This is a genomic window from Pseudomonas sp. FFPRI_1 (genome assembly GCF_055384485.1).
Window position 1 is genome coordinate 1324785 of the sequence record NZ_AP029168.1, and the last position, 17535, is coordinate 1342319.

The 17535-nt window shown below is 61.2% G+C and carries 23 protein-coding genes; 13 read left to right on the forward strand and 10 right to left on the reverse strand.

Annotation, left to right across the window (positions count from 1 at the left end; translation table 11 throughout):
- Positions 1 to 31 precede the first annotated feature (31 nt).
- The 6 genes from pmbA (at position 32) to ACZ5BO_RS05915 (ending at position 5386) form a co-directional block, all read left to right on the forward strand.
- Complete coding sequence (gene pmbA, locus ACZ5BO_RS05890) at positions 32 to 1378, forward strand: metalloprotease PmbA (protein ID WP_025131999.1); 1347 nt, start codon at positions 32 to 34, stop codon at positions 1376 to 1378.
- A 226-nt stretch (positions 1379 to 1604) separates the two neighbouring features.
- On the forward strand, positions 1605 to 2000 hold the full coding sequence (locus ACZ5BO_RS05895) for a hypothetical protein (RefSeq protein ID WP_025131998.1): 396 nt from the start codon (positions 1605 to 1607) through the stop codon (positions 1998 to 2000).
- Positions 1993 to 3369, forward strand: a complete 1377-nt coding sequence (locus ACZ5BO_RS05900) for a class II fumarate hydratase (RefSeq protein ID WP_025131997.1) — start codon at positions 1993 to 1995, stop codon at positions 3367 to 3369. The genes ACZ5BO_RS05895 and ACZ5BO_RS05900 overlap by 8 nt, the downstream gene beginning before the upstream one ends.
- A 27-nt stretch (positions 3370 to 3396) precedes the next feature.
- Positions 3397 to 3846: a hypothetical protein gene (locus ACZ5BO_RS05905; protein ID WP_025131996.1), complete on the forward strand. Its 450-nt coding sequence runs from the start codon at positions 3397 to 3399 to the stop codon at positions 3844 to 3846.
- A 1-nt stretch (position 3847) separates the two neighbouring features.
- The gene (locus ACZ5BO_RS05910) at positions 3848 to 4459 is read left to right on the forward strand and encodes a superoxide dismutase (RefSeq protein ID WP_464698706.1); all 612 of its coding nucleotides are present in this window, start codon (positions 3848 to 3850) and stop codon (positions 4457 to 4459) included.
- 33 nt (positions 4460 to 4492) lie between these two features.
- Complete coding sequence (locus ACZ5BO_RS05915; protein WP_464698708.1) at positions 4493 to 5386, forward strand: ZIP family metal transporter; 894 nt, start codon at positions 4493 to 4495, stop codon at positions 5384 to 5386.
- A gap of 33 nt (positions 5387 to 5419) precedes the next feature.
- Here the strand turns inward: ACZ5BO_RS05915 and ACZ5BO_RS05920 are convergent, their stop codons facing one another.
- The 10 genes from ACZ5BO_RS05920 to ACZ5BO_RS05965 form a co-directional block, all read right to left on the reverse strand.
- Entirely contained in the window at positions 5420 to 5692 is a 273-nt protein-coding gene (locus ACZ5BO_RS05920; RefSeq protein ID WP_025131993.1) for an HPr family phosphocarrier protein, read from the reverse strand.
- A gap of 16 nt (positions 5693 to 5708) precedes the next feature.
- On the reverse strand, positions 5709 to 6566 hold the full coding sequence (gene rapZ / locus ACZ5BO_RS05925; protein ID WP_025131992.1) for an RNase adapter RapZ: 858 nt from the start codon (positions 6564 to 6566) through the stop codon (positions 5709 to 5711).
- A gap of 2 nt (positions 6567 to 6568) precedes the next feature.
- Positions 6569 to 7033: a PTS IIA-like nitrogen regulatory protein PtsN gene (gene ptsN, locus ACZ5BO_RS05930; protein ID WP_011059267.1), complete on the reverse strand. Its 465-nt coding sequence runs from the start codon at positions 7031 to 7033 to the stop codon at positions 6569 to 6571.
- Positions 7034 to 7045: 12 nt separating this feature from the next.
- Entirely contained in the window at positions 7046 to 7351 is a 306-nt protein-coding gene (gene hpf, locus ACZ5BO_RS05935) for a ribosome hibernation-promoting factor, HPF/YfiA family (RefSeq protein ID WP_011059268.1), read from the reverse strand.
- 136 nt (positions 7352 to 7487) lie between these two features.
- A complete protein-coding gene (locus ACZ5BO_RS05940) occupies positions 7488 to 8981 on the reverse strand; it encodes an RNA polymerase factor sigma-54 (RefSeq protein WP_025131991.1) in 1494 nt (497 codons plus the stop codon).
- 181 nt (positions 8982 to 9162) lie between these two features.
- Positions 9163 to 9888 (reverse strand): LPS export ABC transporter ATP-binding protein, encoded by a 726-nt coding sequence (lptB, locus tag ACZ5BO_RS05945; RefSeq protein WP_025131990.1) that lies wholly within the window; start codon positions 9886 to 9888, stop codon positions 9163 to 9165.
- Positions 9888 to 10433, reverse strand: coding sequence for a lipopolysaccharide transport periplasmic protein LptA (gene lptA, locus ACZ5BO_RS05950; protein ID WP_025131989.1), 546 nt, complete (start codon positions 10431 to 10433; stop codon positions 9888 to 9890). The genes lptB and lptA overlap by 1 nt, the downstream gene beginning before the upstream one ends.
- A complete protein-coding gene (gene lptC / locus ACZ5BO_RS05955) occupies positions 10420 to 10992 on the reverse strand; it encodes an LPS export ABC transporter periplasmic protein LptC (RefSeq protein WP_025131988.1) in 573 nt (190 codons plus the stop codon). The genes lptA and lptC overlap by 14 nt, the downstream gene beginning before the upstream one ends.
- Before the next feature lie 9 nt (positions 10993 to 11001).
- Positions 11002 to 11526: a KdsC family phosphatase gene (locus ACZ5BO_RS05960; RefSeq protein ID WP_025131987.1), complete on the reverse strand. Its 525-nt coding sequence runs from the start codon at positions 11524 to 11526 to the stop codon at positions 11002 to 11004.
- Complete coding sequence (locus tag ACZ5BO_RS05965) at positions 11526 to 12500, reverse strand: KpsF/GutQ family sugar-phosphate isomerase (protein ID WP_025131986.1); 975 nt, start codon at positions 12498 to 12500, stop codon at positions 11526 to 11528. The genes ACZ5BO_RS05960 and ACZ5BO_RS05965 overlap by 1 nt, the downstream gene beginning before the upstream one ends.
- Before the next feature lie 264 nt (positions 12501 to 12764).
- Here ACZ5BO_RS05965 and ACZ5BO_RS05970 point away from each other — a divergent pair, with 264 nt between their 5' ends.
- The 7 genes from ACZ5BO_RS05970 (at position 12765) to murA (ending at position 17526) form a co-directional block, all read left to right on the forward strand.
- Complete coding sequence (locus ACZ5BO_RS05970; protein WP_025131985.1) at positions 12765 to 13574, forward strand: ATP-binding cassette domain-containing protein; 810 nt, start codon at positions 12765 to 12767, stop codon at positions 13572 to 13574.
- Complete coding sequence (mlaE, locus tag ACZ5BO_RS05975; RefSeq protein ID WP_025131984.1) at positions 13574 to 14371, forward strand: lipid asymmetry maintenance ABC transporter permease subunit MlaE; 798 nt, start codon at positions 13574 to 13576, stop codon at positions 14369 to 14371. The genes ACZ5BO_RS05970 and mlaE overlap by 1 nt, the downstream gene beginning before the upstream one ends.
- A complete protein-coding gene (gene mlaD, locus ACZ5BO_RS05980; protein ID WP_011059277.1) occupies positions 14371 to 14838 on the forward strand; it encodes an outer membrane lipid asymmetry maintenance protein MlaD in 468 nt (155 codons plus the stop codon). The genes mlaE and mlaD overlap by 1 nt, the downstream gene beginning before the upstream one ends.
- A gap of 11 nt (positions 14839 to 14849) precedes the next feature.
- Complete coding sequence (locus tag ACZ5BO_RS05985; protein ID WP_464698714.1) at positions 14850 to 15503, forward strand: MlaC/ttg2D family ABC transporter substrate-binding protein; 654 nt, start codon at positions 14850 to 14852, stop codon at positions 15501 to 15503.
- Positions 15500 to 15805, forward strand: coding sequence for an STAS domain-containing protein (locus tag ACZ5BO_RS05990; RefSeq protein ID WP_025131982.1), 306 nt, complete (start codon positions 15500 to 15502; stop codon positions 15803 to 15805). The genes ACZ5BO_RS05985 and ACZ5BO_RS05990 overlap by 4 nt, the downstream gene beginning before the upstream one ends.
- A gap of 193 nt (positions 15806 to 15998) precedes the next feature.
- Positions 15999 to 16238: a BolA family protein gene (locus ACZ5BO_RS05995; protein WP_011059280.1), complete on the forward strand. Its 240-nt coding sequence runs from the start codon at positions 15999 to 16001 to the stop codon at positions 16236 to 16238.
- 22 nt (positions 16239 to 16260) lie between these two features.
- Positions 16261 to 17526 (forward strand): UDP-N-acetylglucosamine 1-carboxyvinyltransferase, encoded by a 1266-nt coding sequence (murA, locus tag ACZ5BO_RS06000; protein ID WP_025131981.1) that lies wholly within the window; start codon positions 16261 to 16263, stop codon positions 17524 to 17526.
- Positions 17527 to 17535 lie beyond the last annotated feature (9 nt).

The following is a 17535-nucleotide window of genomic DNA, read 5'->3' on the forward strand; positions in this document are numbered from 1 at the left end:
AATCGAAAGCAGAATTTGAGTGGAGAACACCATGAGTGCAGCACAAAGCGTCGGCCCACAGGCTTTGCCGGCCCTGCAGGAGCAAGTCGAGCAGATCATCGCCGAGGCCAAGCGCCAGGGAGCCAGTGCCTGTGAAGTGGCGGTGTCCCTGGAGCAGGGCCTGTCGACCTCGGTGCGCCAGCGGGAAGTGGAGACCGTGGAGTTCAACCGCGACCAGGGCTTTGGCATCACCCTGTATCTGGGCCAGCGCAAAGGGTCGGCCAGTACTTCCGCCAGCGGCCCTGAAGCCATCCGCGAAACCGTGGCCGCGGCATTGGCCATTGCCAAGCACACCTCCGAAGACGAAGCCTCGGGTCTGGCCGATGCGGCATTGATGGCCCGTGACCTGCAGGATTTCGATCTGTTTCACGCCTGGGACATCACCCCTGAACAGGCCATCGAGCAGGCCTTGACCTGTGAGGCGGCGGCGTTTGCCGCGGATGCCCGGATCAAGAATGCCGACGGCACCACCCTGAGCACTCACCAGGGCTGCCGGGTGTATGGCAACAGCCATGGTTTCATTGGCGGTTATGCGTCCACTCGCCACAGCCTGAGCTGCGTGATGATCGCCGAGGCCGAGGGGCAGATGCAGCGTGACTACTGGTACGACGTCAACCGCCAGGGGCAATTGCTGGCTGATCCGGCGAGCATTGGCCAGCGCGCCGCCCAGCGTGCCGCCAGTCGCCTGGGCGCGCGCCCGGTACCGACCTGCGAGGTGCCGGTGCTGTTTTCCGCGGAACTGGCCGGTGGGCTGTTCGGCAGCTTTCTCGGGGCGATCTCCGGCGGCAATCTGTATCGCAAGTCATCGTTCCTGGAAGGCGCCCTGGGCCAGCAACTGTTTCCCGAGTGGCTGACCATCGATGAGCGTCCGCACTTGATGCGCGCCATGGGCAGCTCGGCTTTCGATGGCGACGGCCTGGCGACTTACGCCAAGCCATTCGTCAAGGACGGTGAACTGGTGTCCTATGTGCTGGGCACCTACTCCGGGCGCAAGCTGGGCCTGCCGAGTACTGCCAACGCAGGCGGTGTGCACAACCTGTTCGTCACCCACGGCGATGAAGACCAGGCGGCCCTGCTGCGTCGCATGGGGCGTGGCCTGCTGGTGACCGAGTTGATGGGGCATGGTCTGAACATGGTCACCGGGGATTATTCGCGCGGCGCCGCAGGGTTCTGGGTGGAAAACGGCGAGATCCAGTTTGCGGTGCAGGAAGTGACCATTGCCGGCAATCTGCGGGACATGTTCAAGCAGATCGTCGCCGTGGGCAGCGACCTGGAACTGCGCAGCAACATCCGCACCGGTTCGGTGCTGATCGAACGCATGACCATCGCCGGCAGCTGAGCGGTACGGCGGGAATAAACAACGCGTCACCGTCGCCGGTGGCGCGTTTTTTTATGCCTGGGCTTTTCCGATCCTGGCAGGGGGGAGGGGCGTGCGTGCCGGATGTCCAATCGTGTTTCCGCTCCCGCGGCTGTCCCCCTTGAGTGGACAGAAATCATACAAGCCAGATTGATTTGATTCTCAATATCATTTAATAATGAAAATCATTATTCGATGAGCCCAGGTCATGAGTTCTGCCTTGCACGAGCAGCCTTACCTCGAAAGCTGGCGCTGGATGAGCCGCCAGATCCGTTGCGCACTGGAACCGGACGAGCCCCGTCTGATCGAGCATTACCTCGCCGAAGGCCGCTACCTGGCGTGTTGCACCGCCATGTCAGCCTGGACTGTCGCCGAAACCTCCTTTCGTTTGTTGATCGATACCGCTACCGATACCGCATTGCCCTGGCATTGGCGTAGCCAGTGCCTGGACCAGGCCTGGCGCCCGCTTCGCGACATGGAGCGATTGTCACTGTGCCAATGCCGGCTCAAGCGCTGGCAAAGCCATGCCTGGCAGTTGGCCACCTGCTCGCTGCTGCCTTCCATTCCCCTGATAGAACTGGTGCAAGGATTTCCCGATGAGTAATACCCGTATCGAACGCGACAGCATGGGCGAACTGCAGGTACCGGAATTGGCCCTGTACGGCGCCCAGACCCAGCGCGCGGTGGACAACTTTCCCATCAGCGGCCAACGCATGCCGGCGGCCTTCATTCGGGCCCTGATCCTGGCCAAGGCGGCCGCGGCCCGGGCCAACGTCGAACTCGGGCAGATCAGCGAAGCCCAGGGCAAAGCCATCGTCGATGCCGCCCAGGGCCTGCTGGAGGGCGACTTCATGCAGCACTTCCCGGTGGATATCTTCCAGACCGGTTCCGGTACCAGTTCCAACATGAACGCCAATGAAGTGCTGGCCACCCTGGCCACGCGCCTGCTGGGCGAGCCGGTCAACCCCAACGACCACGTCAACTGTGGCCAGAGCAGCAACGACATCATCCCGACCACTATCCACGTCAGCGCAGCTTTGACGCTGCACGAGCAACTGCTGCCGGCACTGGTGCACCTGGTGGAGGTCATCGAGCGCAAGGCGGTGCAGGTCCATCCCTTCATCAAGACCGGCCGTACCCACCTGATGGATGCCATGCCGGTGCGCATGAGCCAGGTGCTGGAAGGCTGGGCGCAGCAGCTCAAGGCCAACATCAGCCACCTGCAGGATCTGCTGCCGAGCCTGCAATCCCTGGCCCAGGGCGGCACCGCCGTAGGAACCGGGATCAACGCCCACCCGGAATTCGCCGGGCGTTTCAGCCAGCAACTGAGCAAGCTGACCCAGGTGCAATTCACGCCGGGCAAGAACCTGTTCGCCCTGATTGGCTCCCAGGACACCGCCGTGACAGTGTCTGGGCAGCTCAAGGCCACGGCCGTGTCATTGATGAAGATCGCCAACGACCTGCGCTGGATGAACTCCGGCCCATTGGCGGGGCTGGGTGAAATCGAGCTGGAAGGCCTGCAGCCGGGCTCCTCGATCATGCCGGGCAAGGTCAACCCGGTGATTCCGGAAGCCACGGCGATGGTCGCCGCCCAGGTTATCGGCAACGACAGCACCATCACTGTGGCCGGGCAATCGGGCAACTTCGAACTCAACGTGATGCTGCCGATCATCGCCCAGAACCTCTTGAGCAGCATCGAGTTGCTGGCCAACTCCAGCCGCCTGCTGGCGGACAAGGCCATCGCCAGCTTCAAGGTCAATGAGCCCAAGCTCAAGGAAGCGCTGTCGCGCAATCCGATCCTGGTCACGGCCCTGAACCCGATCATCGGCTACCAGAAGGCCGCCGAGATCGCCAAGACCGCCTACAAGCAAGGTCGCCCGGTGATCGACGTGGCACTTGAACACACCGACCTGCCACGCAGCCAGCTGGAGATCCTGCTGGATCCGGAAAAACTCACCGCGGGCGGCGTGTAACCCTCGACACCGCTTTGGAGGCTCACCATGGAGCACTGGAAACGCACGATCGAAAGGGCCAACCGCCTGTTCATGCAAGGCGAACTGGTGGATGCCCGCGAGTTCTACCTGCAGGCGCTGGCCCTGGCCCAGGTGTTGTTCGAGCGCTGGTCGAATCCCGACGAAGCGGTGGCAGCCTGTGTGATCTCCCATCACAACCTGGCAGACCTGCATTTGCGCCTGAACCAGCCGGAGGAGAGCGCGGAATACCTCTGTGCGATCCACCAGCGTCTGTTGCAGACCATGCAGGACAGCCGCCTGCCCCTGGCACTGCGGGAGGCCGCCCTGCGCCAGAGCAGCAAGACCTACGTCGAGCTGCTCAACTTCATCGGTGACCACGGCGAATACCCCCGTACTCACCGCTTGCTGGACAGCAACGTCGCGCGCTTGTCCCTGGACAGCGCGTCCCCCGACAGCCCCTTACATGGAGTGCACTGATATGTCCTTTACCTTGCCTGCCTTGCCTTACGCCTATGACGCCCTGGAACCGCACATCGATGCGCAAACCATGGAGATTCATTACAGCAAGCACCACCAGACCTACATCAACAACCTCAATGCGGCGGTGGAGGGCACCGAGTGGGCGGGCTGGGAGGTGGAAAAACTGGTGGCCAGCGTGCAGCACCTGCCGGAGCAACTGCGCGCTGCGGTGATCAACCAGGGGGGCGGCCATGCCAACCACTCATTGTTCTGGGCGGTCATGACTCCCGCCGGTGGTGGCAAGCCGGATGGCCCGCTGGGCCAGGCGATCGAGCAGCAGTTGGGCGGTTTCGAGCGGTTCAAGGAGTCGTTCACCAAGGCTGCGTTGACCCGTTTCGGCAGTGGCTGGGCCTGGCTCAGCGTGACCCCGGAGAAAAAACTGGTGGTGGAGAGCAGCGGCAACCAAGACAGCCCGCTGATGAATGGCAATACCCCGATTCTCGGCCTGGACGTGTGGGAGCACGCCTACTATCTGCGTTATCAGAACCGTAGGCCGGAATACATCAATGCCTTCTACAACGTGATCAATTGGCCGGAAGTTGCCCAACGCTACCAGGCCGCGATGGCCTGATCCTCTCCCTCAAAACAAGATCTAAGGCCGACTATGGGCACTGAAACACTGGCGATCAGCAGCGGACGGATGTTTCGTTATGCCTTCGGTTCGCTGTTGCTGTTGGCGGGCACCGCATTGCTGGTGGCTCAAGGGCTGAGCTGGCTTGACCTGGAGCCACGACTGCTGCGTGCATTGCAGGGTGGATCTATCTGCGCCCTGGGCACGGCGCTGGGGGCGGTCCCGGTGCTGGTGATCCGCAGGATGCCAATCGCCGTGAGTGACACTCTGCTGGGTTTCGGTGCTGGTGTGATGCTGGCGGCGACGGCGTTTTCACTGATCGTTCCCGGCATTGCCGCCGCCCAGGACCTGGGGTTGTCTGCCTGGGGGGCCAGCGGTCTGATCTGCTTCGGCATCCTGTTGGGAGCCTTTGGTCTGTTTCTGGTGGATCGCAAAGTTTCCGGGGGCTGCCCGGAGGTCCTGGTAGGGACGCCGGAGCATCCGGTGATTGCCCCGCGCATCTGGCTGTTTGTGTTTGCGATCATTGCCCACAACATTCCGGAAGGGATGGCGGTGGGGGTGTCGGCCGGCGGCGGCATGCCCGATGCGGACAGCCTGGCCATGGGCATTGCCCTGCAGGACGTACCAGAAGGCCTGGTGATTGCACTGGTGCTGGCGGGGGCGGGAATGTCGCGGGTCAAGGCGTTCCTGATCGGTGCGGCTTCAGGTCTGGTGGAGCCGGTCTTCGCCCTGTTGTGCGCATGGCTGGTAAGCCTGGCGGAGTTGCTGTTGCCATTGGGCCTGGCCCTGGCCGCGGGTGCCATGCTGTTGGTGGTGACTCACGAAGTGATTCCCGAGTCGCGGCGTAACGGGCATGAGAAGTTGGCCAGCCTTGGCTTGTGTATCGGTTTCTGCCTGATGATGGTGATGGACACGGCACTCGCCTGAGTGCCTTGTGGCGAGCGAGTGCCCGGTTCGGGGTTACTCGCCTTCGTCGAAGAAGTTGTTGATCAATGCCACCAGCGCGTCCAGCGCTTCCTGTTCCTGCTCGCCTTCGGTTCTCAGATGGATCTTGGTGCCCTTGCCGGCGGCCAGCATCATCATGGCCATGATGCTCTTGCCGTCGACCATGGATTCCGGGGTCCTGCCGGCGCGGATCTGGCAGGGGAACTGGCCGGCCACGCCGACAAATTTGGCTGAGGCTCGGGCATGCAGGCCCAGTTTGTTGATGATCTCAATTTCCAGAGCTGGCATCGCGGGGTAGATCCTTTCAGCTAAGGTCGCGGTGGCGAACCTGGACGTTCTTCAGGGGTTTTTGCAGGACCTGGCCCAGGCGCTCGGTCAGGTACACGGAACGGTGGTGCCCACCGGTGCAGCCGATGGCGATGGTCACATAGGCGCGGTTGCTGGCGGCAAAGCGTGGCAGCCACTTGAGCAGATAGCTGGAGATGTCCTGGAACATTTCCTCGACATCGGGCTGCGCGGCCAGGTACTCGGCCACCGGGGCGTCCAGGCCGGATTGAGCGCGCAGTTCGGGTTTCCAATATGGATTGGGCAGGCAGCGCACATCGAACACCAGGTCGGCATCCACCGGCATGCCGCGCTTGAACCCGAAGGACTCCACCAAAAACGCGGTACCGGGCTCGGGCTGGTTCAGCAGCCGCAGCTTGATGGTGTCGCGCAGTTGGTAGAGGTTCAGATTGGTGGTGTTGACCTTGAGGTCCGCCAGATCGACGATCGGCCCCAGCAACTGGGTTTCATCGTGGATGGCCTCTGCCAGCGAACGGTTGGCACTGCTCAGTGGGTGGCGGCGACGGGTTTCCGAGAAGCGCTTGAGCAGGGTCTCCTCGTCGGCGTCCAGATAAAGCACATCGCACTGGATGTGCCGGCTGCGCACTTCTTCGAGCAACTCGGGGAAACGCGACAAGTGGCTGGGCAGGTTGCGTGCGTCGATGGACACCGCCACCAGCGGTTGGGCCAGTTCGGTGTGAATCAGCGCACGTTCGGCAAGCTCGGGCAGCAGCCCGGCCGGCAGGTTGTCGATGCAGTAGTAGCCGTGGTCCTCGAGAACATCGAGGGCGGTGCTTTTACCTGAGCCGGAGCGGCCGCTGACGATGATCAAGCGCATGATTACTGACCGTTTTGCTCGTCCAGGACAACCTGATACAAGGCTTCGTTACTGGTGGCACTGCGCAGCCGATCACGAACTTCCTTGCGATCGAGCATGCTGGCGATCTGCCGGAGCAGCTCCAGGTGTGCATCGGTGGCCGCTTCCGGGACCAGCAGGACGAACAGCAGGTCCACCGGTGCGCCGTCGATGGCGTCGAAATCGATCGGAGCGTCCAGGTGCATCAAGGCACTGATGGGCGACTCGCAGCCTTTGAGGCGGCAGTGGGGAATGGCGATGCCGTTGCCAAAACCGGTGGATCCCAGTTTTTCACGGGCAATCAAGCTCTCGAAGACATCCTGCATCTCCAGATCAGGCACTTCGCGGCTGATCAGGTTGGCAATTTGTTCGAGGGCGCGTTTTTTACTGCCGCCCGGCACGTTCACGAGGGAACGGCCGGGGGTCAGGATGCTTTCAAGTCGGATCATGGGAGGGGAGTGTTAGCGACCCGTACCTTGGAGAAGGTGGAGTTGCTTTTCCTTATGCTTTTTCAGTTGGCGGTCAAGCTTGTCGGTGAGCAGGTCAATTGCGGCATACATATCGTCATGTTCTGCATTGGCGACGACCTCCCCACCGTGGATGTGCAGGGTGGCTTCGATTTTCTGCTTGAGCTTCTCGACAGCCATGGTGACCTGCACATTGGTAATCTTGTCGAAGTGGCGCTCCAGCCGGTCGAGTTTTTCGCCGATGTAGACGCGCAGGGGTTCAGTCACTTCGAGTTGGTGTCCACTGATGTTGACTTGCATACAGCTTCTCCTTCGTTGCCAGTGCATAACGCGGCAGGCTGGGTTGCCTGCCACCTAGACTGTGTCCGAACCCGCTGCGCCTGAATGCGGCCCGGAAGGTTCGGCACACCCTGAAACGCTGTGGCCAGCCCGGCGGCTACATCAACCGCTTGCGTTCGCTGGAAGGCGCGATCCCAAGGGATTCGCGGTACTTGGCGACGGTGCGACGGGCTACCTGAATGCCTTGTGCCTCCAGTAAACCAGCGATCTTGCTGTCACTCAACGGCTTTTTCTGATTTTCCGCCGCGACCAGTTTTTTGATGATTGCGCGGATCGCCGTGGACGAGCATTCACCGCCTTCAGAGGTGCTGACGTGGCTCGAGAAAAAGTATTTCAGTTCATATATGCCCCGTGGGGTATGCATGAATTTCTGCGTGGTCACCCGGGAAATCGTCGATTCATGCATGCCCACCGCTTCAGCGATGTCATGCAGAACCAGGGGCTTCATGGCTTCATCGCCGTACTCGAGGAAGCCGCGCTGGTGCTCGACGATCTGGGTGGCGACCTTCATCAGGGTTTCGTTGCGGCTCTGCAGGCTCTTGATGAACCAGCGGGCTTCCTGCAACTGGTTGCGCATGAAGGTGTTGTCGGCGCTGGTATCGGCACGGCGAACGAAACCGGCGTACTGCGCGTTGACTCGCAGGCGCGGTACGGATTCCTGGTTCAGCTCCACCAGCCAGCGCTCGTTGTCCTTGCGCACGATGACGTCCGGGACCACGTATTCAGCTTCACTGGATTCGATCTGCGAGCCGGGGCGCGGGTTGAGGCTTTGCACCAGCTCGATGACCTGGCGCAGCTCGTCTTCCTTGAGTTTCATGCGGCGCATCAACTGGCTGTAGTCGCGGCTGCCCAGCAGGTCGATGTAGTCGCCGACCAGGCGCTGTGCTTCGGTCAGCCAAGGGGTTTTCGCCGAGAGCTGACGCAACTGCAGCAACAGGCATTCGCCCAGGTTGCGGGCAGCGATGCCGGCCGGTTCGAATTGCTGGATGCGGTGCAGGACGGCTTCGATCTCGTCCAGCTCGATATCCAGTTCAGGATCGAAGGCTTCGAGAATTTCCTCGAGGGTCTCCTCGAGGTAGCCCTGGTTGTTGATGCAGTCGATCAGGGTCACGGCGATCAGGCGATCGGTGTCCGACATCGGTGCAAGGTTCAACTGCCAGAGCAGGTGGCTTTGCAGGCTCTCGCCAGCCGAGGTGCGGGTGGTGAAGTCCCACTCGTCATCATCGTTGCTCGGCAGGCTGCTGGCGCTGGTCTGGTAGACGTCTTCCCAGGCGGTATCCACCGGCAGTTCGTTGGGAATGCGTTCGCTCCACTCGCCGTCCTCGAGGTTGTCCACCGTGGGGGCGGCTTCCTGGTAGGAGGGTTCCTGGATCTCGGTATTGGGTTTGGACTCGGGGTTGTCGGCCAGGGGGTCGCTGTTGTCGAAGTCGTCGCCTTCTTCCTGGCGTTCGAGCATCGGATTGGACTCCAGGGCTTCCTGGATTTCCTGTTGCAGGTCCAGGGTCGACAATTGGAGCAGGCGGATGGCCTGTTGCAGCTGCGGTGTCATCGTCAGCTGCTGGCCCATTCTCAGGACTAGCGATGGTTTCATGGCAGGGGCTTAACACCTTATTTGCCGGCGCGCATGCGCCATCCACTACAGGGCGCCGGAGCGCCAAACATAAGCAAATTATATGCCTGAAACTGAAGTGTTTGCCTAGAGCGCGGTAACAATAAAATTTGTAGGGTTTATTGTTCCCGGCGCTCTGGCGTCTAGCCCTACACCTCAGCCCTTACAGGCGGAACTCATGGCCCAGATAGACTTCCTTGACCAGTTCATTGGCCAGGATGGTCTCGGAATCGCCTTCAGCGATCAGTTGCCCGTCGTTGACGATGTAGGCGGTCTCGCAGATGTCCAGGGTTTCCCGGACGTTGTGGTCGGTGATCAGCACCCCGATGCCCTTGGCCTTCAGGTGGTGGATGATCTGCTTGATGTCGCCGACCGAGATCGGGTCGACACCGGCGAAGGGTTCGTCCAGCAGGATGAACTTGGGTGCGGTGGCCAGGGCCCGGGCGATCTCCACTCGGCGGCGTTCGCCACCGGACAGGCTCATGCCGAGGTTGTCGCGGATATGGTTGATATGGAATTCCTGCAGCAGGCTTTCCAGTTCCTGGCGACGGCCGGCCTTGTCGAGTTCCTTGCGGGTCTCGAGGATGGCCATGATGTTGTCGGACACCGAGAGCTTGCGGAAGATCGAGGCTTCCTGGGGCAGGTAGCCGATACCGGCACGGGCGCGGCCGTGCATCGGCTGGTGGCTGACATCCAGGTCGTCGATCAGGACGCGGCCCTGATCGGCCTGGACCAGGCCGACGATCATGTAGAAACAGGTGGTCTTGCCGGCACCGTTGGGGCCGAGCAGGCCGACGATCTGCCCGCTGTCGATGGACAGGCTGACATCACGCACGACCTGGCGGCTCTTGTAGCTCTTGGCCAGATGCTGAGCTTTCAGAGTTGCCATTACTGGGCCTTTTGCTCGTCGGTTTTCTTTTTCGGCTGGATGACCATGTCGATCCGCGGACGTGGCGCGGTGACCGAGCTGCCATTGGCGCGACCGGCGTTGGCCACTTGCTTGACGGTGTCGTAGACGATTTTCTCGCCTTCGGTGGTGTTGCCGTCGTTGATCACCTTGGCCTTGTCGATCAGTACGATGCGGTTCTGCTGGGCATGGTACTGGATGGTCACGGCGTAGGCCTGGACCGGCTTCGGATCGGTCTGCTTCTGCAGTTGCTCGAAGTACGCCAGGTTGCCCACCGACGTCACCACGTCGATCTCGCCGGTCTTGGACCGGGTGATGGTCACGGTGTTGCCGGTGATCTTCATCGAGCCCTGGGTGATGATCACGTCGCCCCTGTAGGTGGCCACGCCGTTCTTGTCATCGAGCTGGGCGTCGTCGGCCTGGATGCGGATGGGCTGTTGGCTATCGTTCGGCAGAGCCCAGGCGCTCACGCTTCCCAGTGCTGCGCCCAGACTGAGCAAAATAGGGAGGGTTTTAACGAGCCTCATACTGTCCTCTTACGTTCGATAGCAGGTTCATCCTGCCGTCTTTCAAATACGCTTTCATTCCCTTGGCCGTAGTCACGCCGCCGGCGCCGTCGATTCTAACGGCTTGCTCGGTCTGCGCATATTGCTTCTGCGGGAATACTGTCATGCGGGTGGTGGTGATCAGCAGATTGCGGTTGTGCTCGTCGGTGCGGGACACCCGTACCGAATCGATCAGCTCGACTTCGGTGCCGTCCGGATTGACCTCGCCGCGCTCGCTCTGGACGTGCCAGGGAAAGGTGGTGCCACGGTACATCTGCAGGTCCGGCTTGGTCAGCAGGGTCACTTCGCTGGATTTGACGTGCTCGACCTTGTCCGAGGTCATTTCGTACTGCAGTTTGCCGTCGGGCAGGTACTGCACGCTGCGGGCGTTGATCACGTAATAGTCGATGGCGCTTTCGTCGACCTGGGCCACGGGCTTGTCGAGGAAGCGTTCGGGGCTGATGTTCCAATAACCGACCGCCGCGAACAGCAGGGCGATGGTTCCGAAGACCAGAATGTTGCGAATCTTTTTGCTCAGCATGGTCGGGCTCTATAAGTAAGCGGCATTGGCTGCTTCAAGGCGATCCTGGGCACGCAGGATCAGCTCGCAGAACTCCCGGGCAGCGCCTTCGCCGCCACGGGCAATGGTGACGCCATGGGCATGTTCGCGGACAAAGCCTGCCGCGTTGGCGACCGCCATGCCCAGGCCGACGCGGCGGATCACCGGCAGGTCGGGCAGGTCGTCACCCAGGTAGGCGACCTGTTCATAGCTTAGGTTGAGTTGGGCAAGAAGTTCGTCCAAAACCACCAGCTTGTCTTCACGGCCCTGGTACAGGTGAGGAATCCCCAGGTTCTTGGCCCGGCGCTCTACCACCGGGGTCTTGCGCCCGCTGATGATCGCCGTCTGTACGCCGGCAGCCATGAGCATCTTGATGCCCTGGCCATCGAGGGTGTTGAAGGTCTTGAATTCACTGCCGTCTTCGAGGAAGTACAGGCGGCCGTCGGTCAGGACGCCGTCGACGTCGAACACCGCCAGCTTGATGTGTTTGCCGCGTTGCAGCAGGTCGGTACTCATTACATGACTCCCGCGCGCAGCAGGTCGTGCATGTTCAAGGCGCCGATCGGCCGGTCTTCCTTGTCCACCACCACCAGGGCGCTGATTTTATGGTCTTCCATGATTTTCAGGGCTTCAGCGGCCAGCATGTCGGCACGGGCAGTCTTGCCATGAGGGGTCATGACCGAGTCGATGGTGGCGTGATGAATATCGATGGCGCGATCGAGGGTGCGACGCAGGTCACCGTCGGTGAAGATCCCGGCCAGGCGGCCATCGGCCTCCAGAATCACGGTCATGCCCAGGCCCTTGCGGGTCATTTCCATGAGCGCGTCCTTGAGCAGGGTGCCGCGCTGCACCTGCGGCAGGTCCGAGCCTTCGTGCATGACGTTCTCGACCTTGAGCAGCAGCCGGCGGCCCAGGGCGCCTCCCGGATGGGAGAATGCGAAGTCTTCGGCGGTGAAGCCGCGGGCTTCCAGCAGGGCCACGGCCAGGGCATCGCCCATGACTAGTGCGGCGGTAGTCGAGGACGTCGGTGCCAGGTTCAATGGGCAGGCTTCGTGCTCGACATGAACGTTGAGGCTGACATCGGCAGCCTTGGCCAGCGGCGACTCCGGGTTGCCGGTGAGGCTGATCAACTGGATGCCCAGGCGCTTGATCAGCGGCAGCAGAGTGACGATTTCGTTGGTCGAGCCGGAGTTGGAGAGGGCCAGGATCACGTCGTCGCGGGTGATCATGCCCATGTCGCCATGGCTGGCTTCGGCGGGATGCACAAAGAAAGCCGTGGTTCCGGTGCTGGCCAGGGTAGCTGCAATCTTGTTGCCGACGTGCCCGGACTTGCCCATGCCGACCACGACCACGCGGCCTTTGCTGGCCAGAATCATCTCGCAAGCGCGTACGAAATCTGCGTCGATATGGGGCAGCAAGCCTTCTACTGCTTGAAGTTCGAGGCGGATGGTGCGTTGTGCTGATTGAATCAGGTCGCTGGATTGGCTCATGTCTGAAATCGTATAGCCCGATGAAAAGGCGGCGATTATAGCGGTAATGAACAAATCCCTCACGCAAGTTCGTCAGACTTTGCCCAAGGCGCCTGAGCAATCTTCCGGTTTTGCCTGTCGTAGACCTGAACGTTCACGGCTTCGGCCTTGGGGGCTCCGTATCAGCAGTGATATAGTTCGCCGCCAGTTCGGCCTGCGCAGGGGCACGTGCTCCCGGCAGGGAGCCAAGCGTCCGAGTGAAAGGCTGCATCGCAAGGAGTTTAGATGAGTGCCGATAACGCCTACGCGGTCGAGCTGAAGGGATTGTCCTTCAAGCGCGGTGCGCGCAGCATTTTCAATAATGTGGATATCCGTATTCCGCGGGGCAAGGTCACCGGCATCATGGGGCCTTCCGGCTGTGGGAAAACCACCCTGTTGCGCTTGATGGGCATGCAGTTGCAGCCCAGCAGCGGCGAAGTGTGGGTGAACGGCCAGAATCTACCGACCCTTTCACGCAGCGATCTGTTCGACGCACGCAAGCAAATGGGCGTGCTGTTCCAGAGTGGCGCACTGTTCACCGACCTGGATGTGTTCGAGAACGTGGCCTTTCCGCTGCGGGTGCACACCCAACTGCCCGATGAAATGATTCGTGACATTGTCCTGCTCAAGCTGCAGGCGGTGGGGCTGCGCGGCGCTGTCGACCTGATGCCCGATGAGCTGTCCGGTGGCATGAAGCGCCGTGTCGCCCTGGCCCGGGCAATTGCCCTGGACCCGCAGATTCTGATGTATGACGAGCCGTTCGTAGGCCAGGACCCCATTGCCATGGGGGTCCTGGTGCGCCTGATCCGCCTGCTCAATGACGCCCTGGGCATCACCAGCATCGTGGTTTCCCACGACCTGGCGGAAACCGCGAGCATTGCCGATTACCTCTATGTCGTCGGTGATGGCCAGGTATTGGGCCAGGGAACTCCTGCCGAATTGATGGACTCCGACAATCCGCGTATTCGTCAATTCATGAAGGGCGATCCTGACGGCCCGGTACCGTTTCACTTTCCAGCGCCGGATTACCGCGCAGATCTTCTGGGGAAGCGCTGATGCGCAAAATATCGCTAATCGAGAGGGTTCGCCTCTTCGGTCGCTCAGGCATCGATGTCCTGGCGGTACTGGGGCGTTCCACCCTGTTCCTGTTCCACGCCTTGCTCGGGCGCGGCGGCATCGGCGGCGGCTTTGGCCTGCTGGTCAAGCAATTGCACTCAGTGGGCGTGATGTCCCTGGTGATCATCGTCGTGTCCGGGATCTTCATCGGCATGGTGCTGGCGTTGCAGGGCTTCAATATCCTCTCCAGCTACGGTTCGGAGCAGGCGGTCGGGCAGATGGTGGCCCTGACCCTGCTGCGGGAGCTGGGGCCGGTGGTCACTGCGCTGCTGTTCGCCGGGCGTGCCGGTTCGGCGCTGACCGCGGAGATCGGCAACATGAAGTCCACCGAGCAGCTCTCCAGCCTGGAGGTGATCGGCGTCGACCCGCTCAAGTACATCATCGCCCCGCGCCTGTGGGCCGGCTTCATTTCCCTGCCATTGCTGGCGATGATCTTCAGCGTGGTGGGCATCTGGGGCGGATCCTGGGTGGCTGTCGACTGGCTGGGGGTCTATGAGGGCTCCTACTGGTCGAACATGCAGAACAGCGTGACCTTCAGTGGCGACGTGCTCAACGGCGTGATCAAAAGCATTGTTTTCGCGTTTGTAGTGACCTGGATTGCCGTATTCCAAGGCTACGACTGTGAGCCCACTTCAGAGGGGATCAGCCGTGCCACTACCAAGACCGTGGTGTATGCCTCGTTGGCCGTACTCGGCTTGGACTTTATTCTGACCGCCTTGATGTTTGGAGATTTCTGATGCAAAACCGCACCCTGGAAATCGGTGTCGGCCTTTTCCTGCTGGCCGGCATCCTGGCTTTGCTGTTGCTTGCCCTGCGCGTCAGTGGCTTGTCTCCGACCGCGAGCACCGATACTTATAAACTTTATGCCTACTTCGACAATATCGCCGGTTTGACGGTCAGAGCTAAGGTGACCATGGCCGGTGTGACCATCGGCAAGGTCACGGCGATCGATCTGGACCGTGACAGTTTCACCGGCCGGGTGACCATGCAACTGGAAAAGCGTGTGGATAATCTGCCGACCGACTCCACTGCATCTATCCTGACTGCTGGCCTGTTGGGTGAGAAATACATCGGCATCAGCGTGGGCGGGGAAGAAGCCTTGCTCAAGGATGGTGGAACCATCCACGACACCCAGTCGTCGCTGGTACTGGAGGACCTGATCGGTAAATTCCTGCTCAATACCGTTAGCAAAGACGCCAAATGAGGAGTTTTTCGATGATCTCTATCTTGCGACGTGGCCTGTTGGTGCTGCTGGCGGCCTTGCCGTTGCTGGCCAGCGCGGCGAGCGCACCTTCCGCGCATGATCTGGTGCAGGACACGACCACCCGTCTGCTCGCGGACTTGGCGGCCAATAAAGAGAAGTACAAGCAAAGCCCGAGCGATTTCTACAATGCCTTGAACAGCATTGTCGGTCCGGTGGTGGATGCCGATGGCATTTCCCGCAGCATCATGACCGTGAAGTATTCGCGCAAGGCCACGCCGGAGCAGATGGCGCGCTTCCAGGAAAACTTCAAGCGCAGCCTGATGCAGTTCTATGGCAACGCACTGCTCGAGTACAACAACCAGGGCATCAGCGTCGGCCCGGCCAAGGATGAAAGCGGTACCCGTACCAGCGTCGATATGCAGGTCAAGGGCAACAACGGGGCGATCTACCCGGTGTCCTATACCCTGGAAAAGATCAGCGACGAGTGGAAAGTGCGTAACGTGATCATCAACGGCATCAACATTGGCAAGCTGTTCCGTGATCAGTTCGCCGACGCCATGCAGCGCAACGGCAACAACCTGGACAAGACCATCGACGGCTGGGCTGGCGAAGTGGCCAAGGCCAAGGAAGTCACTGAAGACGCTGCACAAAAGGCTGCGCAATGAGTGCATCGGGCGTACGCCTCGGTGATGCCGGGGAGTTGTTGATCAGTGGCGTGCTGGACTACCGCAGCGGCCCGGACCTGCGCAAGCAGGGCCGGGCGCTGATCAAGTCCAGCCAGGCGCCGGCGGTGGTGCTGGACTGTTCGGCAGTGGAGAAATCCAGCAGTGTCGGCCTGGCCTTGCTGCTGGCCTTCATGCGTGATGCCCAGGCCCTTGGCAAATCGGTGAGCGTTCGCGCGCTACCCGAGGGCATGCGGGAAATTGCCGAGGTGTCCGGGGTCACCGAGATCCTCACCCAGCCCTAGGCTATTGCGAAAACGGGTTGCACATCGAGCTCGCTGGGCTGACAACAGGCCCGGCGAGTGCATATAAAGAGCCCGATAACCCTCATCTATACAGAAGCCCCCCGTCAGAGTCCTGCTATGCGGGGTTCGCAGGCGCGGGGCTTTTTTGTATGATGTCCGACCCGTGCGCACAGGGCGCCGATTGAGGTTGAGCATGCAGGCCAACGAAGTGAAGAGCTTTCTTGAGGGAAAGCTGCCCGGAGCTCAGGTAGAAGTTGAGGGCGAAGGCTGCAACTTTCAGCTGAACGTGATTAGCGACGAACTGTCGGCCTTGAGCCCGGTGAAGCGTCAGCAGAGCATCTATGCCCATTTGAATCCATGGATTGCCGATGGCAGCATCCATGCGATCACCATGAAATTTTTCAGCCGCGCGGCCTGGGCCGAGCGCACCTGAGCCCAAGGGCGTCGAGACTGTTATGGATAAATTGATTATTACCGGCGGCGTTCGTCTTGATGGCGAGATCCGCATTTCCGGGGCCAAGAACTCCGCGCTGCCAATCCTGGCGGCAACCCTGCTGTGCGATGGCCCGGTCACCGTGGCCAACCTGCCGCACCTGCACGACATCACCACCATGATCGAGCTGTTCGGTCGCATGGGCATCGAGCCGGTGATCGACGAGAAGCTTTCCGTCGAGATCGACCCGCGCACCATCAAGACCCTGGTGGCGCCCTACGAGCTGGTGAAGACCATGCGCGCCTCGATCCTGGTGCTGGGCCCGATGGTTGCCCGTTTCGGCGAAGCCGAAGTGGCCCTGCCTGGCGGTTGCGCCATCGGTTCGCGTCCAGTGGACCTGCACATCCGTGGCCTGGAAGCCATGGGCGCAGTGATCGATGTCGAAGGCGGCTACATCAAGGCCAAGGCGCCTGAAGGCGGCCTGCGCGGTGCGAACTTCTTCTTCGATACCGTGAGCGTGACCGGTACCGAGAACATCATGATGGCCGCTGCCCTGGCCAAGGGCCGCAGCGTGCTGCAGAACGCCGCTCGCGAACCTGAAGTGGTCGACCTGGCGAACTTCCTGATCGCCATGGGCGCGAAGATTTCCGGCGCCGGCACCGACACCATCACCATCGATGGGGTAGAGCGCCTGCACTCGGCAGTCTACAAAGTCATGCCCGACCGGATCGAAACCGGTACCTACCTGGTGGCCGCAGCGGTCACCGGCGGCCGGGTCAAGGTCAAGGACACCGATCCGACCATCCTTGAAGCCGTACTGGAAAAACTCAAGGAAGCCGGCGCCGAGGTCACCACCGGCAGCGACTGGATCGAGCTCAACATGCACGGCAAGCGGCCCAAGGCGGTCAACGTGCGTACCGCTCCGTACCCGGCATTCCCGACCGACATGCAGGCGCAGTTCATTTCCCTGAACGCGATTGCCGAAGGCACCGGCGCTGTGATCGAGACCATCTTCGAGAACCGCTTCATGCACGTGTACGAGCTGCACCGCATGGGCGCCAAGATCCAGGTCGAAGGCAACACCGCGATCGTCACCGGTACCGAAATCCTCAAGGGCGCGCCGGTCATGGCCACCGACCTGCGGGCTTCGGCCAGCCTGGTGATCTCGGCCCTGATGGCCGAAGGCGATACCCTGATCGACCGCATCTACCACATCGACCGTGGCTACGAGTGCATCGAAGAGAAACTGCAGATGCTCGGCGCGAAAATCCGCCGCGTACCGGGCTAGTGGCCCTGG